This window comes from Flavobacterium sp. AC274 (genome assembly GCF_979258275.1).
This window is the reverse complement of sequence record NZ_OZ409852.1, coordinates 2,084,618-2,108,796: the sequence shown is the minus strand read 5'-3', so window position 1 is coordinate 2,108,796 and position 24,179 is coordinate 2,084,618. Positions and strand designations below refer to the sequence as shown.

Sequence of the window (24,179 nt, the reverse complement as noted above, 5' to 3'; positions counted from 1 at the left end):
ATTTAATTTGATGATTCTACTACGTTTATTTTTCCAGTTAATTTTTCTTTCCAGTTGCTCCAATTGTATTTTTTAGTAAAAATAAAAAGCAAAATAGGATAAACCACTACCACAGGCAGGATAACATCCAGACCCGCAGAAGGTTCTGATAAATCTATAAAAACAGAATGTGTTTGAAAAACCGTCCAATCCGAAGTTACCAATAAAGCACCTACCAAATTATTAGCAGCATGAAAACCTAAAGACAATTCCATTCCTTCATCCATGAGGGTAATTACTCCTAAAAACAGGCCAGTACCGATGTAATAAATCATAATGATATACCCCATTTTTGTTACTTCAGGATTAAAAACATGCATAGATCCAAAAATTAGTGAAGTCATCAGTAATGGAAACCATTTGTTTAGAGATAAATTGGCAAATCCCTGCATTAAATATCCTCTAAAAACATATTCCTCTGTACTGGTTTGTATCGGAATTAAAATAGAACCAACGGCTACCAAAATTAAAAACGGAACTAATTTAAAATTCCACACAAAATTTTCAGGAGCTCTGAAATAAATTATAAAAAAGCTAATTATTGAAAAAACCGCCCATAAAATAAAGGAAAAGAAAACCCTCCCCCAATCTATTTTTTGACGTGATGTTGTAATTGATAAAAGAGTTTGATTGTGCAGATATTTTACTACGAAATAAATCCCGGCAAACGCAAAAGCAAAGGATATCATGACCAAAAACAATGTTAGATTGGGTTCAAACATTTTCATTAACATTTCATTGCTTTTTGGTTCCGCCCTATTATTAAATATAATTTCATATTTAACAAAGCCCCAAAATGGCATCTGTCCCAAAACTGAAGCAGCTATGATTAAGGCTGATCCAATAAGGTATTTCCAAAATCTATTTTCGGGCTTAATTCCTTGTTCTAAAAACATATATTAAAAATTTAAAAAATGAGAAATAATATCTTTTAAAGTTATGATATATTTATTGCTTTTAAAAGATATATGATAAATAAGTAAATCTTACTTTTGGTGTAGCTAAAATACCTAAATTTTACTTTAACTGCCTTACAACATATTAAAATTAACAAAATGATACAAATTTATCATAATCCCCGTTGCGGAAAATCAAGAAATTGTCTTGCATTTATTGATCAGTCAAATCAGGAATATGAAATTATTCCCTATTTAACGGAAACACCTTCTTTTGACGAATTAAAATCTTTATTACAAAAATTAGATCTTCAACCTATTCAATTAGTGAGAACTAAAGAAAAAATTTGGATCGAAAATTATAAAGGAAAAACGATGAATGATGATGAAATTATTCAGTCCATGATTGACAATCCTATTTTAATTGAGCGCCCAATTGTTGTAAAAGACGGAAAAGCCATTATAGGAAGAGATCCTGATTTGGTTGCTGCCTTTTTAGATTGATTATAAAGAAGCGCATTAACATTTTTTTGTGATTTCTCTCTTTAAACCAAAAGCTACATTTGCGGTCTAAAAAGAAAAAGAAACCAGAAAAAACAATGAAACAAATCAAATTTGCTGTATTACTTGTATTGCTTTTTACAAGTTTTTACAATTATGCGCAACAACCACCTGCAGGAAGAAACAAGGTAAAAGTTACCGGAAAAGTTTTCGAAAAAGTGAGTAAACAACCACTTGAATATGCAACAATTTCGATAATAGCACCTAATGATACCAAAGTTATTGCCGGAGGAATAACGAACCCAAAAGGTGAATTTGAAGTTGCTGTTGCACCAGGAACTTACGACATAAAAATTGAGTTTATTTCTTTTAAATCAACCGAAATTAAACAAAAAAGCATTGAGGATGATACGAACTTAGGTGTAGTAAACCTGTCTGAAGATGCAGCCCAATTGAATGAAGTTGTAGTTCGTGCCGAAAAATCGACAGTAGAAATAAAACTTGATAAAAAAGTTTACAACGTTGGTCAGGATATGATCGTTAAGGGCGGAACTGTAAGTGATGTTCTTGATAACGTTCCTTCGGTTTCTGTTGATACAGAAGGAAATGTAAGCTTAAGAGGAAGCGATAATATCCGTATTTTAATTGACGGAAGACCATCAAATGCTATTAATGTTGCCGAAGCTTTACGTCAGCTTCCGGCAGATGCTATTGACAAAGTAGAAGTTATTACCAACCCATCGGCCCGTTATGATGCAGAAGGTGGTTCGGGTTTGATCAATATTATTTTGAAAAAAGGAAAAAATCAAGGTTTCAACGGAACCTTTATTGCTTCGACAGGACTTCCTGAAACGTATGGCTTAAGCGCCAATTTAAACTATAAAACAGAAAAATTAAACTACTTTACCACTGGAGGTTACAACTACAGAACAAACGAAGGTGGCGGAAAAACTAATTCTGAATATTTTAACGAAGACGGTACAACTAAAAGTTATTTAGACGAAGATCGTGATACCAAAAGAACCAGAGACGGATTTAACGGAAGAGCGGGTGTTGAATGGACATTAACACCAACTACTTTTTGGACAAACGCCATTAACTACCAAAAAAATACCGGAGAAGATGTAGATGTAATCAACTACAATAATTACGACGCTGCCCGTGCTTTTACCGGAGCTTCATCCCGATTAAACAATGCCGATACCGGAAGTGAAAATGTAGAATTTACTTCTAATTTAATCAAAAACTTCAACGACAAAGGTCATAAACTTACTGCTGATTTATCTATTTCAAGAAATACAGATGACAGCAACAGTATTATTACCGCATCGCCAAATTTCAATACTACTTTAAATGATCAGGTTCAAAAACAAGTTTTATTACAGGCCGATTACGTTTTGCCATTAGGTAAAGGAGGTCAGTTTGAAGCCGGATATAAAGGAAGTTTTGGCGACCTGAACAACCAATATGTAATAACAGACGATCTAAATCAACCAGATCCAAATTTATCAAATACATTGGAATATAAAGAAAACATCAATGCACTTTATACCCAATATGGTTTCAAAGTAAACAAATTTTCTTACTTATTTGGTTTGCGCTGGGAAGACACTAATATCCAGGTTAACTTATTAGACAATAACGATTTCAACACTAAAAAATACAACAACTTATTTCCAAGTGCGTTTATTAGCTACGAAATCTCAGATCAAAGTAATTTTACAGCAAGTTACAGCAAGCGTTTATCAAGACCGAGAGGGCGTTTTATGAACCCTGCAACAAATTACTCAAGTAACATTAATATTTTTCAGGGAAATCCAGATTTAGACCCATCATTAACAGACAAATACGATATTGGTTTTATCAAGCGTTGGGACAAAGTAACTTTCAATACTTCGGCTTATTTTGAAGATACAAAAGACGTTTTCAGTTTTGTGAGATCTCCTACGGGCGAATTAGTAAATGGAATTCCTGTTATTTTAAGCAAACCTATTAACTTAGGTCAGGAGCAAAAATTTGGTTTTGAATTTACTTTCAATTACACACCTTTCAAATGGTGGAAAGTAAACAGTAACTTCAACTTTTACAATGTAAAAACAACAGGAGAAAACAGCTATGTAGATGTTGTAACCGGAGAAACAGTAGTACAAAATCTCGACAATCAGGCAAATTCATGGTTTGCAAGAATTAATTCTAAAGTTACTTTGCCATACAAAATTGATTGGCAATTAACCGGAATGTACAATGGAGAGCAAAAAACTGCACAAGGTAAAAACTTAGGTCAGTTGGGTATCAATACTGCTTTTAGTAAAGATGTATTAAAAGACAAAGCTACAATTGCTTTCAATATTAGTGATATTTTCAACTCAAGAATCATGAAATCATATACTTATCTTGAAAATCAAACATCATACAGCGAAATGCAATTCCGTAAACGTCAATTCAACTTATCGTTTACCTATCGTTTTAACAAAGCTAAAAACGAACGAGAGAAAAATGCAGCACCTAAAAATGATGGCGGCGGCGAAGGCGGCGGAGAATTTCCGGGATAGTATATAAAATTCCAAAAAAAATAAATTCCAAATTCCAATTTTCTAAACTTAATTATTAAGTCTCGCAAATTGGAATTTGGAATTTTTTAATTGCTATTTTGATTTTCTTATTGGAATTTGGAATTTAAAAATATTGGAATTTATTTATTTTTTAGCATAAAAAAAGGACTCGTAAAACGGGTCCTTTTTTATTGAAATCAATTTAAAATTAAATCGATTGTTCTTGTCTTTTCTTTGCTCTTTTCTCTTTGAACATTTCCCAGCTAGCACCCGTAACCCAATAAGATACGAAACCAACTAAGAAAAACATCAACCAAAACCCTATAGTTAGTATGGTCAAGAAAAGTAAAAAACCTAAGTACTGTGAAAATTCAAACATGTTTTCCGGAATTTTTGAATGTAATGACAAATGTAAGTTTTATATTTTTCCTTAGCAATAAAATCCAAATCAATTTTCGTAAAATCACAATTATCCGTATATTTAAACTCATTTTAAATAAGGATTTTTTCATATAAACTTTTAACTATCTAAATAAGAAGAATATGAGTGTTTTCAGGAGCTATTTCCTGCTGTCCACTATATCTTTTATGGTGAACCCCACCATAAAAGGATGCCGTTTCCATCAGGGCTAGGGCAATCGTTTTCAAAAGAAATTTAAACATGAAAATAAAAAATCCGTTTTAATCAGCGTTTTTACAAAGTAAATCAGCGTCATCCACGTTCAATACACCACAACAAACAATAATCATATATACAACAAAATGAAATACAGAATAGAAAAAGACACCATGGGTGAAGTTCAGGTCCCAGCCGATAAATATTGGGGTGCACAAACAGAACGTTCCAGAAATAATTTCAAAATTGGTCCATCGGCATCTATGCCACAAGAAATTATAGAAGGTTTTGCTTATCTAAAAAAAGCGGCCGCTTATGCCAATCATGATTTAGGTGTTTTGCCAATCGAAAAACGTGATGCAATTGCAGCGGTTTGCGATGAAATTTTAGAAGGAAAATTAGATGATCAATTTCCGCTTGTAATTTGGCAGACCGGTTCAGGTACACAAAGCAACATGAACGTAAATGAAGTTATTGCAAACCGCGCTCAGGTTCTTAAAGGTTTTGAAATTGGAGAAGGTGAACAATTTATAAAAGCAAATGATGACGTGAATAAATCGCAGTCATCTAACGATACTTTCCCAACCGGAATGCATATTGCGGCTTATAAAATGATTGTGGAAACCACAATTCCCGGAGTCGAGAAACTTCATGCTACTTTATCCGCGAAAGCGAAAGAATTTAAGGATGTTGTAAAAATTGGCCGTACGCATCTTATGGACGCAACACCTTTAACATTAGGACAGGAAATTTCAGGCTACGCTGCTCAATTGGCATTCGGATTAAAAGCTTTAAAAAACACTTTAGCCCATTTATCTGAAATTGCATTAGGTGGAACTGCCGTTGGAACCGGACTTAATACTCCAAAAGGTTACGACGTAAAAGTGGCCGAATATATTGCGCAATTTACCAATCATCCTTTTGTAACTGCAGAGAATAAATTTGAAGCTTTGGCTGCTCACGATGCCATTGTTGAAACGCACGGTGCATTAAAACAATTGGCTGTTTCTTTAAATAAAATCGCCAACGATGTTAGAATGCTGGCTTCTGGTCCACGTTCGGGAATTGGCGAAATTCATATTCCAGAGAACGAACCCGGATCTTCTATAATGCCTGGAAAAGTGAATCCAACACAATGTGAAGCTTTAACTATGGTTTGTGCTCAGGTTATTGGAAATGATATGGCAATTGCCGTTGGCGGAATGCAGGGACATTATGAACTGAATGTTTTTAAACCTGTTATGGCTGCCAATTTCCTTCAATCTGCCAGATTATTAGGAGATGCTTGTGTTTCATTCGACGAACATTGCGCTCAGGGAATTGAGCCTAACTACAAACGCATCAAAGAATTAGTTGATAATTCATTAATGCTTGTTACGGCTTTAAATACTAAAATTGGTTATTATAAAGCGGCAGAAATCGCTCAAACCGCACACAAAAACGGAACTACACTAAAAGACGAAGCCGTTCGTTTGGGTTATGTAACTCCAGACGATTTTGACGCCTGGGTGAAACCAGAGGAGATGGTTTAGATTTTTTATTTAAAAAAGTTTCAAGTTTCAGGTTTCACGTTCTGGATCGCAGAACTAACTACAAACTATTTGAATAACAAAAAGCGATATAAAACTTTAAAAGTTTTATATCGCTTTTTAACTTGAAACCTGAAACTTGAAACTTTTTTACTTCCCGTCAACGTAGTCTTGTAAATACGCAAATCTTGGTGTTAACTTACCTTTTTCGGTGATTTTGGCACGTTTAAGAATTCCATCTTTATCGCCATTAAAAAAGGCAGGAATAACGTGTTCCATAAATTGTTCACCAAAACCTTCGCTTGCATCTTTTGGAATTTCGCATGGTAAATTATCAACCGCCATAACTACAACAGCAGCAGGATGAAAAACATCAACTTCTTTATTTTCTAAAGGAAAATAACCATATATAGGTTCTTCAATGGTCGAAGAACGCAGGGTACTGGCAATTGGTCCGTTTACGTCGCAAGAAATATCTGCAACTACTTTTACTTTACAATCGCTGGCATTCAGCATTTCTTTGGTTAAAATCATCGGAGCGCCACTTGCGTGAAAATGACCCGCAAAATAAATATCCGAAACTTTAGTGAATTTTTCAAAATCAGAAACATAAGCTTCAGGATGCTCTACAAAATCATTAAAATCAAGAGCTTGACCGTCAATTCGTTTGTTATATTCTAAAACATCCAACTGCACATATACCGCTTGTGTATAATTTTTCGTCAGATAATTTTCGATTGTAATTTCTTTTACCTTAATCGCATCCAGAATTTCTTTTACCCCAGAACCTACTTTCCCCGTTCCTGTAACTACAAATTTTAAAGGCGGTAATGTAATGCGTTTTAAATGCATAATTAGCGCCTCTTTTCCGGCAAGAGTTTCAGCTTTTGGAAGTTTAAACAATTCAAATTTTATTCCGAAAGCACGAATTCCGTTATAAACGCCAACCATTCCGGCATACTTTCCAAAACCTATTAAACGGCGATTATGCTCATCAACTATAGTTTCATGATCATACAAATCGATGTTTTTTTCTAAAATTGCTTTTAGTAGTTTCTGATTATAAGGTTGTTTCTTAATTGTGTGCGAAAAAAAGAAGTATGCTTTATTTGGAATTAAATTTTCAACCGGGACTTCTTTTACACCAAATAAAACATCACAATTTGATACATCATCTGTAATAGTAATCCCTAAACTTTTATACTGAATGTCTGAAAAAATCCTAATATCTGAGCTTTCTACCTCAACTGTAGCATCGTGATAAAGCTGTTTTAATTTAGCAAGTTCACCCGGAGCAAATACCACGCGCCTGTCTGGTGGGTTTTTTCTTTCTTTTATAATTCCAAATTTCATTTGTATCAGATTAAGATAAATATTAATATAACTTTTTAAACTCAATTTGTTTCAAATATAACAAAATAAGTTAAAATTTTGTTGATTTTTTCTGATTTCAAACATTTTTATAACGCTAATCGCTGATGCACAATCGACTAACAAAAAAAGAAGTTAAAACAATGTTAAAAAAAGTTTCTTCAGAGGATGAAAAAACAAAAACATAATTATTGAATTCTATATATTTGTTTTTAAAGAATGATGAAAATGAGCCTCCTTAAAAAAACAAATATACCACAAATACTTTTCCTAATTTTAGTTTTCGCTTCATGCGGAAAAGAAAAAGCCACAACCCAAAAGCCAACTGTCACAACAGTAGAAGATACATTGCCTAAAATGAAACCTGCCGGTCCTGAAAAAAGACTTCCGGCAAATTATGTAAACTCAGTTACTGGAAGAATAAATCATTTTTACAATAAAAACTGGCCTAATAATAGCATGAACGGAAGTTTTCTGGTAGCCAGAAATGGTCATATTATTTTTGAAAGATATAATGGATTTGCCAATAAAAACGAAGGGACAAAAATTACAGCAGAAACACCTGTACAGATTGCTTCTGTAAGCAAAGTACTGACTGCTACGGCTGTTTTAAAACTTGTAAATGCCGGTAAAATTGATTTGGACCAAAAAGTAAATACAATTTTAAAAACATTTCCATACGAAAATTGTACCATTAGAATGTTATTATCCCATAGGACCGGAATGCGAAATTATGCGTATTTTACAGATCATGATAAATCAGTTTGGGACAGACATAATCAATTAACTAATCAGGATATTCTTGATATCCTGGCAACTAAAAACATTGCTCTGGAAGCACCAACGGGAACTCGTTTTAGCTATTGCAATACTAATTATGCCATGCTGGCTCTTATTATTGAAAAAGTTACAGGTTTAAAATATAAAGAAGCAATGTCTGAAATGATTTTTAAACCATTAGGAATGACACATACGTACGTTTTTGACGATGACAAGGATCGAAAAAACATTGTACCTTCGTATAAAGGGAATGGCGTAGAAATTGGTTTTGATTATCTGGATAATGTATATGGAGATAAAAATATATTTTCTACTGTAAGAGATCTTTTAAAATTTGACAGAGCAAGAAATGCACCTGGCTTTTTAAAACCTGAATTACTAAAAGAAGTTTATACAGGTTACAGCAATGAACGCAAAGGAACAAAAAATTACGGTCTTGGCATCCGAATGATCAATTGGGATTCGGGACAAAATTATTACTTCCATAATGGCTGGTGGCATGGAAATACCTCATCTTATGTTCCACTAATGAAAGAGCATGTGACGATTATTGCCTTATCAAACAAAATGACAAGAAAGACGTATGCAGTTCGTAAACTGGCTCCAATTTTTGGCGATTATCCGTTTGTTTTTAAGGATGACGAATAATAAAATTTTTCTCAAAAATTTATTATAATACTAACTTCAAATAGTATAAATTTGCAAACTCATTTTTGGGGTCGACTGGTTTTGACAGCAAGTCGAATTGGAAAGTAAGCACGTCGAGCATTAAGACCTTGCTCGTAAATATAAGATCTTACACTTTTACACGGCGAAAATAACTACGCTTTAGCTGCATAATCTGAATTATAGTAAGATTAGCCACGTCCCTATCAGATAGGGAAGCTGGATTCTCCTTGAAAGCCTTGGTTTGTGGCGGTCAGTACAGGGGAACCGTAAAAATAAACCTAGATTTCCATGAGCTTCGGGTGGATATCGAAATTAAGAAGATAAGTGTTGAGTGGTTGTTCCTGACCTAGCTTAACATCGAAAATCCAATCAGGAAATAAACGTGTAGAAAGCTCTTTAGTTGCTTGTTTGGACCCGGGTTCGATTCCCGGCGACTCCACAAAAAAGCCTGTAAACTCTTTGTTTACAGGCTTTTTTATTTTTAGTTGACAATTTAGTTGATGTTTTTATTGTTAATAAAAATTATAAAAACAATTCGAGAACCCTCTCTCTTACAAATTAAAAACATCTCTTTACAGTATTAATCAATAGAAACTATCTTTCAATACAAAAAATATGGATTAAGTTAATTTCACTTCCAGAAGTTAAATTTTCAGCAATGAGTTAACTAAAATTGATTTGAGGTACATTCAAAATACAAATCAAATCAAGATAATTTATTTTTTTAAAGCCATTTGTTGTGTATGGATCATTTTAATTTGCTCTTTTACTCTTTCACTTATAGCATTAATTGAGAAACTGGCAGGATCCTGACTTGGAGGATAGGTAACAAACGATTCTAAAAATACAGCTCCCTTTTGAATACCCTCTGCCACAATGAACATTTTTGTTCCCCACCATTTTTCATAGACGAAAGAGGTAATATCAGCTCTCTCGTAGGGATCTTGGCGTAGATTAAACAATTTTGGAACACGAAGCGGAGTAAACGGATTTGCCCATATCCCAAAACCACCTTGCGTCCTTTGTTCTTGAAAAACGATTTTCCAATCACCCATTCTCATTGAAACTAATTCAGCATCGTCATTAAAATAATAAAACTCATTTCTTGCAGATTTTGGCTGTTGTCCTGTAAGATATGGCAGCTGATTAAAACCATCTAAATGCACTTTGAAGTTTGTACCCTGTGATTTATAGCTGTTTAAAAGTTTTTCTTTTATTGTTGGTTCTCCCGCAGCAGCAAGTACTGTTGGAAACCAATCTAGTCCTGAAACTATTTCATTGGAAGTTTTTCCGGCAGGAATATGACCTGACCAACGCACAAAGGCAGGTACACGGAAAGCGCCTTCCCAATTAGAATCTTTCTCACTTCTAAATGGAGACATCGCCGCATCTGGCCAGCTGAACATGTTTGGTCCATTATCTGTCGTATAAATAACAATTGTATTGTCTGCAATTCCTAAATCATCTAAAGCTTTCAATATTAGACCTACATCCCCATCATGTTCGAGCATACCATCGGCATATTCGTTATCAGGCATACCGCTTTTTCCTCGAAGAGATTCTCTAACATGGGTAAAGGCATGCATACGCGTTGCATTCATCCAGCAGAAGAATGGTTTTCCGTCGGCATTTTGTCTTTTAATAAAATCGATCGCTGCTCCAAAAGTTTCATCATCAATTGTCTCCATTCGTTTTTTAGTCAGAGGCCCTGAATCTTCGATAATTTGTTTACCAACTCTTCCAAAGCGTGGATCAACTGTTGGATCATCTTTATCTGTTGCTCTGCATTTCAATACTCCTCTTACCATGTATGACTTTACAAAAGCTGAATCTTTATATGGATAACTTGGGTCTTCTGGTTCTTCTTCTGCATTCAAATGATAAAGATTTCCAAAAAATTCATCAAATCCATGGACTGTTGGCAAATATTTGTTCAAATCACCCAAATGGTTTTTTCCGAATTGCCCTGTAGCATATCCCAGAGGCTTGAGTGCCTGAGCAATAGTAATATCTCGTGCCTGTAAGCCAATGGGTGCACCTGGCATACCTACTTTCGATAATCCTGTACGATAACAGCTTTGTCCGGTAATAAGAGTAGACCTACCCGCAGTACAACTGTTTTCTGCATAATAATCATTAAACATTATTCCTTCTTTTGCCAAGCGGTCAATATTAGGAGTTTCATATCCCATTAAACCATGGGTATAGGCACTTATATTTGACTGCCCAATATCATCACCGAATATTATTAAAATATTTGGTTTCTTAGTGGTTTGTGCATTGGTATTTTGAAAAGGAATAAATACTGTTGTTACCACAATAATTACTATTACAGTACTTTTAGCAAATTTACTTAATAGCTCTTGGAAATTAGTTCGCATAATTACAGCTTTATAGTTGTTTTATAAATTTAAATTGCTACTTATTATATAATAAGCAATCTAAAATTACGATTAACTATTGTCCAAAATTTTAGGACTTTGTTGCATATTATAATTTGAAACCAATTCAATTTCAAATATATAATGCTATAAAAGAATTACAAATGTCAAATTTGCCTATTATTTCAATTACCATCATTCTGAGTTGTGGCAAAATCATGGCACACCCCGCTTTTAAAACTAGAAATGCAGAAAATAGAAAGCTTCACATATTTAGGTTCGATTGTGATCCCATCCGTTCCACAAAAAAGCCTGTAAACTCAATGTTTACAGGCTTTTTGTTTTTAAATAAGTTTTAAAAGTTTAGCAGTGTCATGTTTATGTTCTAAAAATATCACGAAACTGATATAACAATCTTTCTGCTAATCTTAAATCTTCGGTAATAATCTCTGCGGTTTCTGACATTTCCTGCTGAAACGGAATGGTTTTATGATATGAGGTTTCTACCTTTTTGGGCAAAACTACATCAATCCATAATTATTTTTTCATTCTATTTTCTAAATTAGAATATGATTCTAATAGATCAAGGCTGAAATAAATCAGCCTTAATCATCAAATATTGCATTTTATCAGATTAGCATCTACCAACGAAATCTGAAACTGATCCAGATTGACCGTTGTAAGATCCGTTACAATAACAAGAAAATGACCCCCGGAAATTATTCTCATTTCGTCTCTGTTCAATGCATTTTTAACGTCTTTTAGACTTATTTTTTTCATCTAAGGTTTTTTTGATGATTAATAAATAGTTAAAAACTATCTTAAATCTCAGAAATTAATCCAAAGTGCACGTTGCTTTCGTTAATTTAAATAACTATTACCAAACTTATAAAGAAGAAATGGAATGCTAACATATCGCAAACAACCTTTAACAAAGAAGGTTATTTATAAGTAAAATATGTTAAAATCGTGAAGTGCACTTAAATAAACCCCTGCTTTATTGCTTCTTTCACTAATCCGGAATCATCAGTTACGTCAAAGACTTTTTTCATGCGGAGAATACGTTTTTGAATAGCGCTTGTTGTCAAACAAATAACACCATCAAGTTCTTTTATTTTAAAGCCTTTGGATAAATAAAATATAATCTGACGGTTGTAATCTTCGACCATCAATTCTTTTTTCCAAATTTCATTGATGCATTTTTTTGCGGTCGGGCTTTGATATTGTTTGCCATGCATTACGTCTGATACTGCTTCCTGCAATTTCTCCGGAGTGATATCATTTTTTATAATTAAACCTTCCGGGCGGACTTTTTTTGCAATATCATAAACGATAATTATCTCGGTATGTGCCGTAATCATAATAGATTTGCAGTTTGGCATAACTTCTTTAATGTACAAAACTAAATTACTGCCCGAAAAGATAGATTTTTCTTCATAAGCAGGTAATCCTTTATCAACTATCGCGATGTCAAAAGATTGTTTTGAAGCGATATTTTTGGTAATGGCAAAATAAGCTTCTTCACAATTATGAGCTTTTGTGAAATGTGGTTTATTTGAGGCAAAAGAATCCCCTGAAAGTGCATTAATATAGCCCTCTACAGTCATCGGATGATCATCTACTACAAGTATATTCATTAATTAAAATTTAACTTTAACAAAATAGGCAGTTTTTCTGCAACAGTGAAAATTTAAACTTTTCTAGATTGCGCTTTCTTATTATTAGTATAATTTATGCGGTTTTCCTTTCTTCTTATTGATGACAATGCCTCCAATGCTAAAAAAACCTTAGAACTTTTCGAGAATTTTCCTAATTATTTTTGTGCCGGTGTAGCCAAAGATAATCAAATGGCAATAAACCAAATCATAAAACTAAAACCACAATTGGTAATTGTACAGATTCCTGAAAAACCTGAAGACCGAACTGTACTTTTTAAAACCATTACAGAATTATTTCAATATGTAGAATCCCTACCTTATTTTGTTGCTTTGGCAAAATCATCAAATTATGCATTTGAAGCAATACAATCCGGATTTTCTGATTATATCGTAGAGTCATTACAGTTGCATGATTTAGGGAAATTGCTGTTTAAATTTGAAAAGAAAACCCCTGTACACCTTGCAACAAGTATTTGCATTAAATCTTATAGTGATTATCATTTTGTGGCGCTGCAAAATGTAACTTATTTAAAAGCAGACAATAACACAACTGATATTCAAATGGATAACGGAAAAACTGTTAATGCCTACAAAACTTTAAAACATTTTGAAAGTACATTGCCCTTTTACTTTCTACGAATCCATAAGAGCTATATCGTAAACATAAATCATGTTTCCAGAATACATTTCAGCAAATCAAAATGCTATCTAAATTACAACGAAATACTCCCTTTTTCACTTACTTACAAAGATAATGTCGATTCTATAATCAGAAAAATAAACATTTAGAAGATACCGCTTCCTCTATCTAAAAACGAATAAAATAGTCCTTTTATTTTAAATGATCCCTTTCACCACTTCGATTATGCCTTAAACTATTGTAATCAACAGGGTCACTATAAGCAAGGCAAAAACTAAATATCAAACCTCTTTTTTCCTGTTTATTTGCCATTATAATCAACCAAAATAATTATTGAAAGTGGGGAAAATATTGCTTTTAAGTAATGTCATTTTCAATAATTAGAATTGTCACTTCCCGGCTTTTCAAAAAGGTAATTCCGTAAGGAAGACTGCCCCAGATATTATTTACTAATTATTTAATTCATTACTTTTTATGAAAAAGCTATTATTTGCTATTGGCTCTATTGCGGCTATGATTGTCGTTTCTTCTTGCTCTACTGACAATTTGGAAGAGGGGAAAACAGAAAATTTAATAAACAAGAACCAAATTTTGCCATCGGTAACTACTGACAGTTTAAATAGTACAACTCCTCAAAATCTACTTGAGATATCTGATAAAGATAAAAATCAAGGGTAATATTTTTATAATAACCAGATAATGTTTCTAATTATCTGGTTATTAATATCTATTTTTGGATAAACTTTTTCCGAAGACATTGAAGATAAAATCTAAAATATTCTTGTTGTTGTTGTTGTTTTTAATTATAGCATGCCACAAAAAAATCATTCCAGCAAATTTAAAAAAGCAGTAATTGAAGCTTTAAAAAATACTGATTCAGAAACATTTAAAAATGATAGTAAAGAAAAAATAGTAGATACTATTTATAATTATTTATCAAAATATGAAAATGATTCTGTTACCAGAAATTTGTATTTTAAAGTTGCCAGCAAGTATTACAATATTGGCCAATATGAAAAATTTCTAACTGCTGTTAAAAAAGTTTACAATCTTGGACTAAAACAGGATGATACTACTCATATTGCAAAAGCACTTTATTTTTTTGGTGATTATTATGAACAGAAATCGCAATTAGACAGTGCTTTTAGTTATTATTCGCAGTCTGAAAGACTTTACAAAATAAAAAATGATACGTTAAATTCAGGAAGAACACAATTATACAAAGCCGGAATTTTATTTGATGCCGGAATTTTTTCTGAAAGTGAAATTGAAGCTATCAGCGCTTTAAGGCTTCTTTCGAAAACTACCAATACACGATTAATCTATGAATCTTATGTTTTGTTGGCTATTTCATTGAATGAAGTTAATGACTGCTCTAATTCATTAAGATATTTCAACCTCGCTTTAAAGCAATTAAATCAGCTTGAAAAAGAAAATTATCCAAAGGAAAAAATTATTAAATCGAGAATTTCCTGCTGCAATAATATGGGCCGGATTTATGAAAAACTAAACAATCATAAAAAAGCAATACAATTATATAATACTGCTTTACAAATCAAGGATTTAAAACAAAATTATCCAAAATCGTATGCAATGCTGCTGGATAATCTTGGGCATTCTCAAATGAAAACAGGAAATTATACGAATGTATATCAACTGTTGAGCGAATCGTTAAGAGTAAGCGATAGTCTTGATATAAAACCCATTATGATATCTAATAAAATTAATATTGGGCAATATTTTCTATTTAAAAAAGATACTGTAAAAGCGTTAAATTATATTAAGCAAGGATTTGAATTATCCCAAAAAATAAAATCTAACGAATTAACTATTCAATCTTTAAAATTGTTGATGGAGAATGACTTCAAAAACAAGACCTTTTATACAAATCAGTATTTAAAAATTGATGACAGCCTGCAAAAAGTAGAAAGAATAACAAAAAATCAATTTGCAAGAATTGCTTTTGAAACAGATCAGGTTGAAGAAAAAAATGAAATTTTATCTAAAAGAAACAGTTATATTATTATTGGCTTTGGCATTGTAATTCTTTTTTCATTTGTGTTTTTTATAATATATCGGTTGAAATCAAAAAATAAAGAACTGTTTTATATTAAAGAACAACAGGAAGCAAATGAAAAAATATACCAGTTGATGTTACAGCAGCAATCTGAAACAGAATTGGCCCGCAATGAGGAACGAAATCGTATTGCAATGGAATTACATGATGGCATTGTGAATAGTGTTTTTACTACCCGATTCAATCTGATTCAACTAGATTCAATTCAAACAGATAAAAAAGAGCTATTGGTTAAGGAACTTGAAAAAACAGAGAATGAAATTAGACGAGTTTCGCATAATTTAACACAAAACCTGCTTTTTGAAGATAAGAGTTTTCCTGAAATAGTGACAAACCTTGTTGAATCTCAAAAAAATCAGTTTAATACAAAGTTTGATGTATCGGTAGATAAATATATAGATTGGTTTTCTGTATCAAGCATAAACAAAATACATATTTACCGCATTATTCAGGAGGCATTGCAAAATATCAATAAATATTCGAATGCCGAAAGATGTTATATAATGCTATTAAAAACCGGAGATAAAATTACGATTCGGATTTGGGATAATGGAAATGGATTTAATATTGAAAAAGTAAAATATGGTATTGGATTAAAAAATATTGAAGAGAGAACCAATGCATTGGAAGGAAAATTAAAAATAATATCTGACATAGGAAACGGAACTACGATAGAAGTGGTTTTTTAAGATTAAAAACAAAAAGAGGAGATATGAATCTCCTCTTTTTTTGATGTTTAACAATGTTTATTTTGCTAAATCAAACCTGTCTAAATTCATTACTTTGTTCCATGTTGCAACAAAGTCATTTACAAATTTTGCTTGTGCATCGGCACTTGCGTATACTTCTGCTATTGCTCTTAATTCTGAATTAGATCCAAAAACAAGATCTGCACGAGTTCCAATCCATTTTGGCTGACCTGTATTACGATCGTTTCCTGCATAAAGTTCTTTATCATTTGATACTGCTTTCCATTGGGTATTCATATCAAGCAAGTTTATAAAGAAATCATTAGTTAACTGACCCGGACGATGTGTAAAAACTCCATTTTTGCTTCCATCTGTATTAATATCCAACACACGTAAACCTCCTAAAAGCACAGTCAATTCTGGTGGTGTAAGTGTTAATAAATTTGCTTTATCAATAAGAAGCTCTTCTGTAGAAACTGTTGATCTTGTTTTTCTGTAATTTCTAAAACCGTCTGCTTTAGGTTCTAAATATCCAAATGATTCAACATCTGTTTGTTCCTGAGACGCATCCATACGACCTGGTGTAAAAGGCACTCTAACTGTATTTCCTGTTGCTTTTTCTACACCGGCGCAACCTGCCAAAACGATTAAATCGGCTAGTGAAACTTTTTTGTTTACTTGCGCTGCATCAAATTCTGCTTTAATACCTTCAAGTTTGTCCAAAACCTGTTTTAGTTGTGCAGGATTATTTACTTGCCAGTCTTTTTGAGGAGCCAGTCTTATACGCCCACCGTTTGCACCTCCACGTTTATCTGAACCTCTAAATGTAGAAGCCGAAGCCCATGCAGTTGCCACCAATTGAGAAGTACTCAATCCTGCATTTAGTATTTTTTCTTTTAATTGAGCTACATCATTTTCATCTACTAATGTATGGTTTACTTCTGGAATAGGATCTTGCCATAACAATTCTTCCTGCGGAACTTCTGGTCCTAAATAACGTTCGCGAGGTCCCATATCTCTATGTGTTAGCTTAAACCATGCACGGGCAAAAGCGTCTGCAAACTCATCAGGATTTTCAAGAAAACGACGTGATATTTTTTCATAAGCAGGATCTAATCTTAATGATAAATCGGTAGTAAGCATTGTTGGCAAATGTTTTTTACTACTGTCAAAAGCATCCGGAATAATCGCTTCGGCATTTTTTGCTACCCATTGATGCGCTCCGGCAGGGCTTTTAGAAAGCTCCCATTCAAAACCAAATAAATTTTCGAAGAAATTATTACTCCATTGCGTTGGCGTTTTTGTCCACGTAACTTCTAATCCGCTTGTAATTGCATCGGCACCTTTTCCGGAACCAAAACTATTTTGCCAGCCAAATCCTTGTAATTCAAGACCTGATGCTTCTGGTTCTTTCCCTACGTGATCAGAAGAAGCTGCTCCGTGGGTTTTTCCAAATGTATGTCCTCCGGCAATTAATGCTACAGTTTCTTCATCATCCATCGCCATACGGCTAAAAGTGTCTCTAATATCTTTGGCTGCAGCAATAGGATCAGGATTTCCGTCAGGACCTTCAGGGTTTACATATATAAGTCCCATTTGTACAGCAGCAAGAGGATTTTCTAAATTTCTGGAGTGAACATGACCATCTGCATCATCATCAGAAGATACAACGCCATGCTCTTTTGGTACTCCTTCAGAACCATCACTATAACGTTCATCTCCACCTAACCATGTAGTTTCCGAACCCCAATAAACAGCTTCATCCGGTTCCCATACATCAGCGCGTCCTCCCGCAAAACCGAAAGTTTTAAAGCCCATAGATTCTAAAGCTACATTTCCGGTTAATATCATTAAATCTGCCCATGAAATTTTTTGTCCGTATTTCTGTTTAATAGGCCATAAAAGTCTTCTTGCTTTATCAAGACTTACGTTATCCGGCCAACTATTTAGAGGAGCAAAACGTTGTTGCCCCGCACCTGCACCACCGCGGCCATCCTGTACACGATAAGTTCCTGCGCTATGCCATGCCATTCGAATGAATAAACCTCCGTAATGACCAAAGTCTGCAGGCCACCAATCTTGCGAATCTGTCATAAGTGCATGCAAATCTTTTTTTACTGCTTCAAGATCAAGACTTTTAAATGCTTCTGCATAATTGAAATCTTTATTCATAGGGTCTGAAAGTGGCGAATGCTGTCTCAGGATACTTACCTTTAACTGATTGGGCCACCAGTCACGGTTTTTTGTGCCTGTTGCAGCTGCATTATCCATACTGCCATTATGAAAAGGGCACTTACTGATGTCATTTGATTGATTTTCCATGATTTACAAATTTTTTATTTTTTTGTTTTTGTATAATTTTCGATACTACTAATTTACAAACAAAATAAAAAGGATGTATGCGTTATGAATATTATATCAATCTACTTTAATAGATAAAATCTATTGTTTTGATTTTAATTAGTTTGTTATTTAAGATTTTTACCTATAAATTAACTATATAAAAAAACCTGTAAATAAAAATTCACAGGTTTCTCTTTAAACAATTAACTATTAAAAAAATAAAATCAATCCGGATTTGCCAGTATCTTATACAACTCGGCATTTGAAATATAAAACTGATTTTCAATACCAATTTGAGACAGTTTTGCACTCACCAGATTATTCTCTCTCGAATTGATCAGGAAAATGGAGCTTTCGCCAAATGAAAACAATTTCTCTTCAGAATTTAGCATTGTCAAATAATCTTTTACCAGACTGTCAATAACATCTTTTTGCTTTTTCAAGGATGTAATTTCAGTTTGCTGTGCTTTTATTTTGTTTTTAAGTTCTAGTCTTTGCTGATCAATATCAAACTTTAGATCCTGTATTTTTAATTTAGCCAGTTTTAAGCTTCCGCGTTCTTTTCTCAAAAAATCGGAATGCTGAAATCAATATTAAATTTGTAATCATCGGCATTAAAAGAATCAAAATAAACGGGTTCTGAAATATAATTGTAACCAACATTGACCTTTGGCAAAAGCGAATTTGCTTTTAATTTTCTGTTGATTTCCAATATTGATAATTTAGTCTCTAAAGCTTGTATTTTAGGATGCGATTCTAATGTTTCAATATTTACCATCATCGCATCTGTTTTTAGCGTTTCTTCAACAGTTTCAATTAAATTTTGTTCCGGTTTTACATGATCTTCCAATTCTACCGGAACATTTTCAATCCATAAATAATTTGAAAGATTAAGTCTGGCTTTTGCCAATTTCAAGTTTCCGTTTTCAACATTCAATTGTCTGTTCCGGACTGTAATTTTAGCTTCGACACTATCAATTGCGGGAGAATCACCAAGTTCAATCAGTTTTTTTACGCCTTCAAAACGGGTACTGGCAAAACCCAGATAACTTTTATAAAGTTCGGCTTCATTAAAGCTTTTCCTCCATTCAAAATAAGCCTCGCTTGCTTTGTATAAAACGGCTATCGCTTTTAATTTTCGTTCGGCATCGCTTAATTTTATCTGTAGTTTACCTTCTCTTACATCGGCCATACGCTGGTTGATGAACATTCCCTGCCCCAGAGCCACACTAATTCCAAGAGAAGTTAATCCTGCCTCTGGCGTACGATTTTGCGGGTTGTAATATTGCCCGTCTGTATCATCAAATCCTGCTTTAACTTCAATTCCATACCAGGTTGGAATTTTGAAACTGCTGTTTAACAGCGAATAATATTCTGTTCCTTTAAATTCTTTCTTATTGTAATCTACTTCAATTTTTGGATCAAAACCACCACGCGCCACCATAAGTTTTGCCTGCGCATTACTTACTTCAAGATTGGCTTGTTTTACCAGCGGGTGGTATTTTTTTACGTATCCTAAAAATTCGCTGTAGCTTAGTTCTTCTTTGTTAAAATCCTGACTGTATGAATGAAAACCAAGGAAAAACAAAAAAGAAAACACAACGTATCTTATTTTATTTTTTCTCTTTTCCATTTGCTGCTTTTTCATCTGACTTATAATAATTTGGCGGAAAACCATTTAGGTTACGCCATATTTCATACCATACAGAAACTGTTTCTAATAAGGCGATACTTTGTGCCCCGGCACCAATACTCAATTCTTTTGGCCATTTTTGATCTTTACCATCCGGAGAAATAAGCACTCTGTATTTTCCGTTGGCACTTATAAAGTTTTCAATTGCTACAATTCTTCCGCCAAAAGTTCCATAAGACAATCCAGGCCAGCCCGAAAATACAATTCTTGGCCATCCATCAAACCAAACTCTAACTTTTGCACCACGATGCACCAACGGAAGATCGATAGGATCTACATAAGTTTCTACCGCAATATCATAGCTTGATGGCATAATACTTACAACCGGAGTTCCTTCTTTAATTGTTTCCCCAAGACCCGCCAATAAAGCACGATTTACGTAACCGCTTTGCGGAGCCGTAATATAATACATACCGTTTCTTAAACTATAGTTTACATATTGATTTTGCAGTTTATTGACCTGGGCTTTAGTATCATATTGCGTACTTAAAGCAGTAAACTTATCGCTTTTTGATTTCGAAATTTTCTCAGTATATTCGGCTGTAATTCTATTTATTTCGACTTTCGCATTGATCAGTTCGTTTTTACTGCTCAAAAGTTTGTTTTGCTGTGTAATGATATACGCTTCAGATTCCTGAAGTTTTAATCTTTTTTGTTCGACATCTGTAAGTGGTTTTAAACCTTCTTTGTTAAGTGCTGTCGAACGATTAAATTGAGTAGTAGCGATTCTTAATTGCGTTTTTACAGCTTCAAGATCCATACTGTCACTTTTAATTTTTAAGTGCGCCTGTTTTATTTTATTCTGAGCCTGTTGTAGTTTTAATTCTCTTTCTGTATTAAGCGACTGTGCCTGAACATCAAGTGAGTTTACTTTATCACCGTATGATTCTACGGCCATTTTTTTTGCATCCACCTGATCTTTTGTATTTCCAACCAGATTCGGATCTAAATAATCTTCTTTGGTTTCAGAAATAAACAAAATCGTGTCTCCTTTTTTTACATAATCACCTTCCTGAACGTACCATTTTTCGATTCTTCCGGCAATGGCATTATGGACGGTCTGAGGTCTTTGATCCGGTTTTAAAGTTGTAACAGAACCACTCCCTGAAATATTTTGAGTCCACGGTAGAAAAAGGCAGGCAACAGCAAATAGTAAAAAACCAACTATTACTCTGTTTAAAATTTTATAATGTGGTCTGCGGGCAACGCTGGTAATAGAAGCGTATTGTCCCGGAGTTATGAGTATATTATTATCTTTAGATATATTGAGCATGATTAAAGCTTTATGTCGTTAATAATTTTTCCGTCATCAATCGTGATCATACGGTCGCATTTGTCCATCCAAATATCATTTTTAGAAGTCACAATTACCGTCCAGTTATTTTCTTCAGAAAGTAAAAATTCAATGATTTTACCCGAAGTTAATTCGTCCATTTTATCAACAGGATCTTCTAGAAACAATATATTCGGTTTATGAACAATGCTTCGTGCCAACAATATTTTTTGAATATCGGATGCCGAAAGTTCTCCCCCACCCGGATGAATCTGATTTTCAAGTCCGTTTGGAAAAGTTTTGATATAAGGAGTAAGGCAAACATTATCTAAAGCCCATTTTAAATCATCATTATTAATGGTTTTATTTCCAAAAAGAATATTTTCTCTAATGGTTCCGGCAAAAAGCGTATCACCCTGCAGGAAAGTTCCGGCCTGCGCTCTGTATGCATCTTCGTCAAGACGGTTCATGTAATTATCTGTCACATACATAGCACCACTTTCAGGTTCAAGTAAACCGGAAAGTAAACGTAATAAGGTACTTTTTCCTGCTCCGTTTGTTCCTCGTAATACTATTTTTTCGCCCTGAGCGATTTTCAGATTAATATTTTTAAGTGATTTTTTATTATAACCCGGATAATTATAGGCAATACTTTCGGTTTCGATTGTAATTCCGGTTTCGGTTACTGTTGCTGTTTTCGGAATACAGGATATTTCCATATCCGTTACCTGACCAATTTTTTCTACAGAAGTCAGTACATCATAAAAAGATTCCAGACCAAAGATTATTTTTTCTACAGAATTGATTAACAACACAATAACAATTTCAGCAGCTACAAACTGCCCAATGTTCATTTGATGGTGAATTACCAGAAAACCACCAATCGACAACAGGGCAGCCGTAACTATTACTTTAAAAATAGTAAGCTGAATGTATTGTTTTTTCATTACCTGAAAATGCTTTTCGCGGTAATTGACGTATTGACTTACGTAACTATCATTTCTTTCGAGAGCATATTCGAAACTTCCTTTTTTGCGGAAGCTTTCGCGGTTGCGTGCTATTTCCTGAAGCCAGGCCGCGACTTTGTATTTAAATTTCGATTCGTTAAGACTGGTTTCAAGACCGTCTCTGTATGAAAATTTAAAAATGATATATAAAATGGCGATAAAGAAAAGCCCAATTACGGTAAAGAAAGAATGGTATAAAACCAATAATATAATCCCAAGACCTACCTGCAAAAAAGCGGTACAAAAGTCTAATAAAAGTTTTGCGGTTCCTTTTTGTACCATCAAAGTATCAAAAAAGCGATTTGCTTTTTCGGGAGCATATTCAGAATACATTTCCTTAAATTTTATTAAAGGCATTCTGTAAGCAAATTCAAATGAGGATCGTACAAAAATTCGCTGTTGCAAATTCTCCACAATTCGAAGCTGTAAAATAACGAGAACACCTCCAAATCCTACTCCGACAGTAACTAAAAATACAAGTACAATCCAGGAAACACTAAGCTGACCGCTTTGTATAAAATTTATAATAGCCTGGATTCCCAATGGCAGCGAAAGGTTGACCAAACCGGCAAAAGCAGCGTAAAAAATAATTTGATATACGTCGCGTTTATCTAGTTTTAGTAAATTAATAAAACGTTTAAATGGTGTCATGAATTTATATATAAATACAAGATTAATAGATAGATAATATATACGGCAAATGCCATATAAAGGATTTTAGAATTGCTTCTAATCCGAAAAAAAGAGAGTATTTATACTATGAATTGAGGAGGTGGCAAATGAATTTTGCCATGAAAACCGAAAGTGAAAATCGGGTTATTTATATAATTTTTTCCTTTAGTCCCTGTTTTAATATATAAATCAGGCAATGAAGCACTTAAAGGAATTAAATAATCTAATGAAGGAATACCTTTTGCAACTTTAGCAGTCTTTGCATCTTTAGATTCAAAATCATTTTTTTCTTCGGTAATACCGTCACATTTAAAAATCTTTTTTAGAAAATTGCAGGTCATTCCCTTAATAGAATCTTGTTCTGTATTTTCTTTAATGATTTGGCTCAGACTATTAGACATGTTCATACTGCTCATTAAAAAGTACCCAATTAGCAACACCTGAAGGCATTTGCATAAAAGACTATTTTTAATTTTGTTCAGCATTCTATCGTTTCTAAATTTACTTTTTACCCAAAAAAACAGATCTCATTTTGTATACAAAACCGCTCTTATTTAAGCTGATTTTTATACCGTTTTTTCGTGGGTGCGCAAGTTAAAACTAAATTGAAAGCGCAACATTAGAATAACATTAGAATTTGACCAATCGTAATCAAATAATTCATTATCAGGTATTTAAATAATACGAACGTCCTTTTTTTATGTTATTTTTTTCCTAATTAGCTTATTTATAAAAAAAAGAGACAATTATAAATTATCTCTCTTTTGATTTTCCAAATTAAATTCCGAATTTA

19 protein-coding genes and 1 other RNA gene are annotated in these 24,179 nt (G+C 33.4%); 8 read left to right on the top strand and 12 right to left on the bottom strand.

Annotated features, from left to right (window positions below; genetic code table 11):
* Nucleotides 1-2 precede the first annotated feature (2 nt).
* Nucleotides 3-935 (bottom strand): lysostaphin resistance A-like protein, encoded by a 933-nt coding sequence (locus ACZZZT_RS09875; protein WP_463460230.1) that lies wholly within the window; start codon nt 933-935, stop codon nt 3-5.
* A 159-nt stretch (nt 936-1,094) separates the two neighbouring features.
* Here ACZZZT_RS09875 and arsC point away from each other — a divergent pair, with 159 nt between their 5' ends.
* The 3 genes from arsC (at nt 1,095) to fumC (ending at nt 6,136) form a co-directional block, all read left to right on the top strand.
* On the top strand, nt 1,095-1,439 hold the full coding sequence (arsC, locus tag ACZZZT_RS09870) for an arsenate reductase (glutaredoxin) (protein WP_463460229.1): 345 nt from the start codon (nt 1,095-1,097) through the stop codon (nt 1,437-1,439).
* A 95-nt stretch (nt 1,440-1,534) separates the two neighbouring features.
* On the top strand, nt 1,535-3,988 hold the full coding sequence (locus tag ACZZZT_RS09865) for a TonB-dependent receptor (RefSeq protein ID WP_463460228.1): 2,454 nt from the start codon (nt 1,535-1,537) through the stop codon (nt 3,986-3,988).
* A gap of 762 nt (nt 3,989-4,750) precedes the next feature.
* Nucleotides 4,751-6,136 carry a class II fumarate hydratase gene (gene fumC / locus ACZZZT_RS09860; RefSeq protein WP_073395290.1) on the top strand — a complete coding sequence of 462 codons (1,386 nt, stop codon included), beginning with the start codon at nt 4,751-4,753 and terminating at the stop codon, nt 6,134-6,136.
* 147 nt (nt 6,137-6,283) lie between these two features.
* Here the strand turns inward: fumC and ACZZZT_RS09855 are convergent, their stop codons facing one another.
* Complete coding sequence (locus tag ACZZZT_RS09855; protein WP_463460227.1) at nt 6,284-7,486, bottom strand: NAD(P)-dependent oxidoreductase; 1,203 nt, start codon at nt 7,484-7,486, stop codon at nt 6,284-6,286.
* 240 nt (nt 7,487-7,726) lie between these two features.
* Between ACZZZT_RS09855 and ACZZZT_RS09850 the strand changes: the two genes are divergently transcribed.
* Nucleotides 7,727-8,932: a serine hydrolase domain-containing protein gene (locus ACZZZT_RS09850; RefSeq protein ID WP_463462408.1), complete on the top strand. Its 1,206-nt coding sequence runs from the start codon at nt 7,727-7,729 to the stop codon at nt 8,930-8,932.
* Between the two features lie 67 nt (nt 8,933-8,999).
* Nucleotides 9,000-9,395, top strand: a transfer-messenger RNA (tmRNA) gene (gene ssrA / locus ACZZZT_RS09845).
* Nucleotides 9,396-9,669: 274 nt separating this feature from the next.
* Here ssrA and ACZZZT_RS09840 read toward each other — a convergent pair.
* From ACZZZT_RS09840 to ACZZZT_RS09825, 4 genes are all read right to left on the bottom strand, one after another.
* On the bottom strand, nt 9,670-11,334 hold the full coding sequence (locus ACZZZT_RS09840; RefSeq protein ID WP_463460226.1) for an arylsulfatase: 1,665 nt from the start codon (nt 11,332-11,334) through the stop codon (nt 9,670-9,672).
* 378 nt (nt 11,335-11,712) lie between these two features.
* Nucleotides 11,713-11,853 carry a hypothetical protein gene (locus ACZZZT_RS09835; protein WP_463460225.1) on the bottom strand — a complete coding sequence of 47 codons (141 nt, stop codon included), beginning with the start codon at nt 11,851-11,853 and terminating at the stop codon, nt 11,713-11,715.
* A gap of 93 nt (nt 11,854-11,946) precedes the next feature.
* Entirely contained in the window at nt 11,947-12,114 is a 168-nt protein-coding gene (locus ACZZZT_RS09830) for a hypothetical protein (protein ID WP_463460224.1), read from the bottom strand.
* 200 nt (nt 12,115-12,314) lie between these two features.
* On the bottom strand, nt 12,315-12,971 hold the full coding sequence (locus ACZZZT_RS09825) for a response regulator (protein ID WP_463460223.1): 657 nt from the start codon (nt 12,969-12,971) through the stop codon (nt 12,315-12,317).
* A gap of 96 nt (nt 12,972-13,067) precedes the next feature.
* On the opposite strand from ACZZZT_RS09825, the gene ACZZZT_RS09820 reads away from it, so the two are divergent.
* From ACZZZT_RS09820 to ACZZZT_RS09810, 3 genes are all read left to right on the top strand, one after another.
* Nucleotides 13,068-13,781 carry a LytR/AlgR family response regulator transcription factor gene (locus tag ACZZZT_RS09820; protein WP_463460222.1) on the top strand — a complete coding sequence of 238 codons (714 nt, stop codon included), beginning with the start codon at nt 13,068-13,070 and terminating at the stop codon, nt 13,779-13,781.
* A gap of 325 nt (nt 13,782-14,106) precedes the next feature.
* A complete protein-coding gene (locus tag ACZZZT_RS09815) occupies nt 14,107-14,310 on the top strand; it encodes a hypothetical protein (RefSeq protein WP_463460221.1) in 204 nt (67 codons plus the stop codon).
* Nucleotides 14,311-14,442: 132 nt separating this feature from the next.
* Entirely contained in the window at nt 14,443-16,398 is a 1,956-nt protein-coding gene (locus tag ACZZZT_RS09810) for an ATP-binding protein (RefSeq protein WP_463460220.1), read from the top strand.
* A gap of 57 nt (nt 16,399-16,455) precedes the next feature.
* Here ACZZZT_RS09810 and katG read toward each other — a convergent pair whose 3' ends face one another.
* The 6 genes from katG to ACZZZT_RS09780 all read right to left on the bottom strand — a co-directional run bounded on the left by katG (nt 16,456) and on the right by ACZZZT_RS09780 (nt 23,871).
* Nucleotides 16,456-18,720 carry a catalase/peroxidase HPI gene (katG, locus tag ACZZZT_RS09805; RefSeq protein WP_463460219.1) on the bottom strand — a complete coding sequence of 755 codons (2,265 nt, stop codon included), beginning with the start codon at nt 18,718-18,720 and terminating at the stop codon, nt 16,456-16,458.
* A 245-nt stretch (nt 18,721-18,965) separates the two neighbouring features.
* On the bottom strand, nt 18,966-19,310 hold the full coding sequence (locus tag ACZZZT_RS09800; protein ID WP_463460218.1) for a TolC family protein: 345 nt from the start codon (nt 19,308-19,310) through the stop codon (nt 18,966-18,968).
* A complete protein-coding gene (locus ACZZZT_RS09795) occupies nt 19,307-20,374 on the bottom strand; it encodes a TolC family protein (RefSeq protein WP_463460217.1) in 1,068 nt (355 codons plus the stop codon). Before ACZZZT_RS09795 ends, ACZZZT_RS09800 begins: the two co-directional genes overlap by 4 nt.
* Nucleotides 20,355-21,707 (bottom strand): HlyD family secretion protein, encoded by a 1,353-nt coding sequence (locus ACZZZT_RS09790; RefSeq protein ID WP_463460216.1) that lies wholly within the window; start codon nt 21,705-21,707, stop codon nt 20,355-20,357. The genes ACZZZT_RS09795 and ACZZZT_RS09790 overlap by 20 nt, the downstream gene beginning before the upstream one ends.
* A gap of 2 nt (nt 21,708-21,709) precedes the next feature.
* Entirely contained in the window at nt 21,710-23,365 is a 1,656-nt protein-coding gene (locus tag ACZZZT_RS09785; protein WP_463460215.1) for a peptidase domain-containing ABC transporter, read from the bottom strand.
* Between the two features lie 101 nt (nt 23,366-23,466).
* A complete protein-coding gene (locus tag ACZZZT_RS09780) occupies nt 23,467-23,871 on the bottom strand; it encodes a hypothetical protein (RefSeq protein ID WP_073395299.1) in 405 nt (134 codons plus the stop codon).
* Between the last annotated feature and the right edge of the window lie 308 nt (nt 23,872-24,179).

Excerpts from the sequence above, each read along its gene's own strand:
- ACZZZT_RS09875 (WP_463460230.1), bottom strand. The coding sequence starts at position 935 with ATGTTTTTAGAACAAGGAATTAAGCCCGAAAATAGATTTTGGAAATAC.
- arsC (WP_463460229.1), top strand. The coding sequence starts at position 1,095 with ATGATACAAATTTATCATAATCCCCGTTGCGGAAAATCAAGAAATTGT.
- ACZZZT_RS09865 (WP_463460228.1), top strand. The coding sequence starts at position 1,535 with ATGAAACAAATCAAATTTGCTGTATTACTTGTATTGCTTTTTACAAGT.
- fumC (WP_073395290.1), top strand. The coding sequence starts at position 4,751 with ATGAAATACAGAATAGAAAAAGACACCATGGGTGAAGTTCAGGTCCCA.
- ACZZZT_RS09855 (WP_463460227.1), bottom strand. The coding sequence starts at position 7,486 with ATGAAATTTGGAATTATAAAAGAAAGAAAAAACCCACCAGACAGGCGC.
- ACZZZT_RS09850 (WP_463462408.1), top strand. The coding sequence starts at position 7,727 with ATGAAAATGAGCCTCCTTAAAAAAACAAATATACCACAAATACTTTTC.
- ACZZZT_RS09840 (WP_463460226.1), bottom strand. The coding sequence starts at position 11,334 with ATGCGAACTAATTTCCAAGAGCTATTAAGTAAATTTGCTAAAAGTACT.
- ACZZZT_RS09830 (WP_463460224.1), bottom strand. The coding sequence starts at position 12,114 with ATGAAAAAAATAAGTCTAAAAGACGTTAAAAATGCATTGAACAGAGAC.
- ACZZZT_RS09825 (WP_463460223.1), bottom strand. The coding sequence starts at position 12,971 with ATGAATATACTTGTAGTAGATGATCATCCGATGACTGTAGAGGGCTAT.
- ACZZZT_RS09820 (WP_463460222.1), top strand. The coding sequence starts at position 13,068 with ATGCGGTTTTCCTTTCTTCTTATTGATGACAATGCCTCCAATGCTAAA.
- ACZZZT_RS09815 (WP_463460221.1), top strand. The coding sequence starts at position 14,107 with ATGAAAAAGCTATTATTTGCTATTGGCTCTATTGCGGCTATGATTGTC.
- ACZZZT_RS09810 (WP_463460220.1), top strand. The coding sequence starts at position 14,443 with ATGCCACAAAAAAATCATTCCAGCAAATTTAAAAAAGCAGTAATTGAA.
- katG (WP_463460219.1), bottom strand. The coding sequence starts at position 18,720 with ATGGAAAATCAATCAAATGACATCAGTAAGTGCCCTTTTCATAATGGC.
- ACZZZT_RS09795 (WP_463460217.1), bottom strand. The coding sequence starts at position 20,374 with ATGGAAAAGAGAAAAAATAAAATAAGATACGTTGTGTTTTCTTTTTTG.
- ACZZZT_RS09790 (WP_463460216.1), bottom strand. The coding sequence starts at position 21,707 with ATGCTCAATATATCTAAAGATAATAATATACTCATAACTCCGGGACAA.
- ACZZZT_RS09785 (WP_463460215.1), bottom strand. The coding sequence starts at position 23,365 with ATGACACCATTTAAACGTTTTATTAATTTACTAAAACTAGATAAACGC.
- ACZZZT_RS09780 (WP_073395299.1), bottom strand. The coding sequence starts at position 23,871 with ATGCTGAACAAAATTAAAAATAGTCTTTTATGCAAATGCCTTCAGGTG.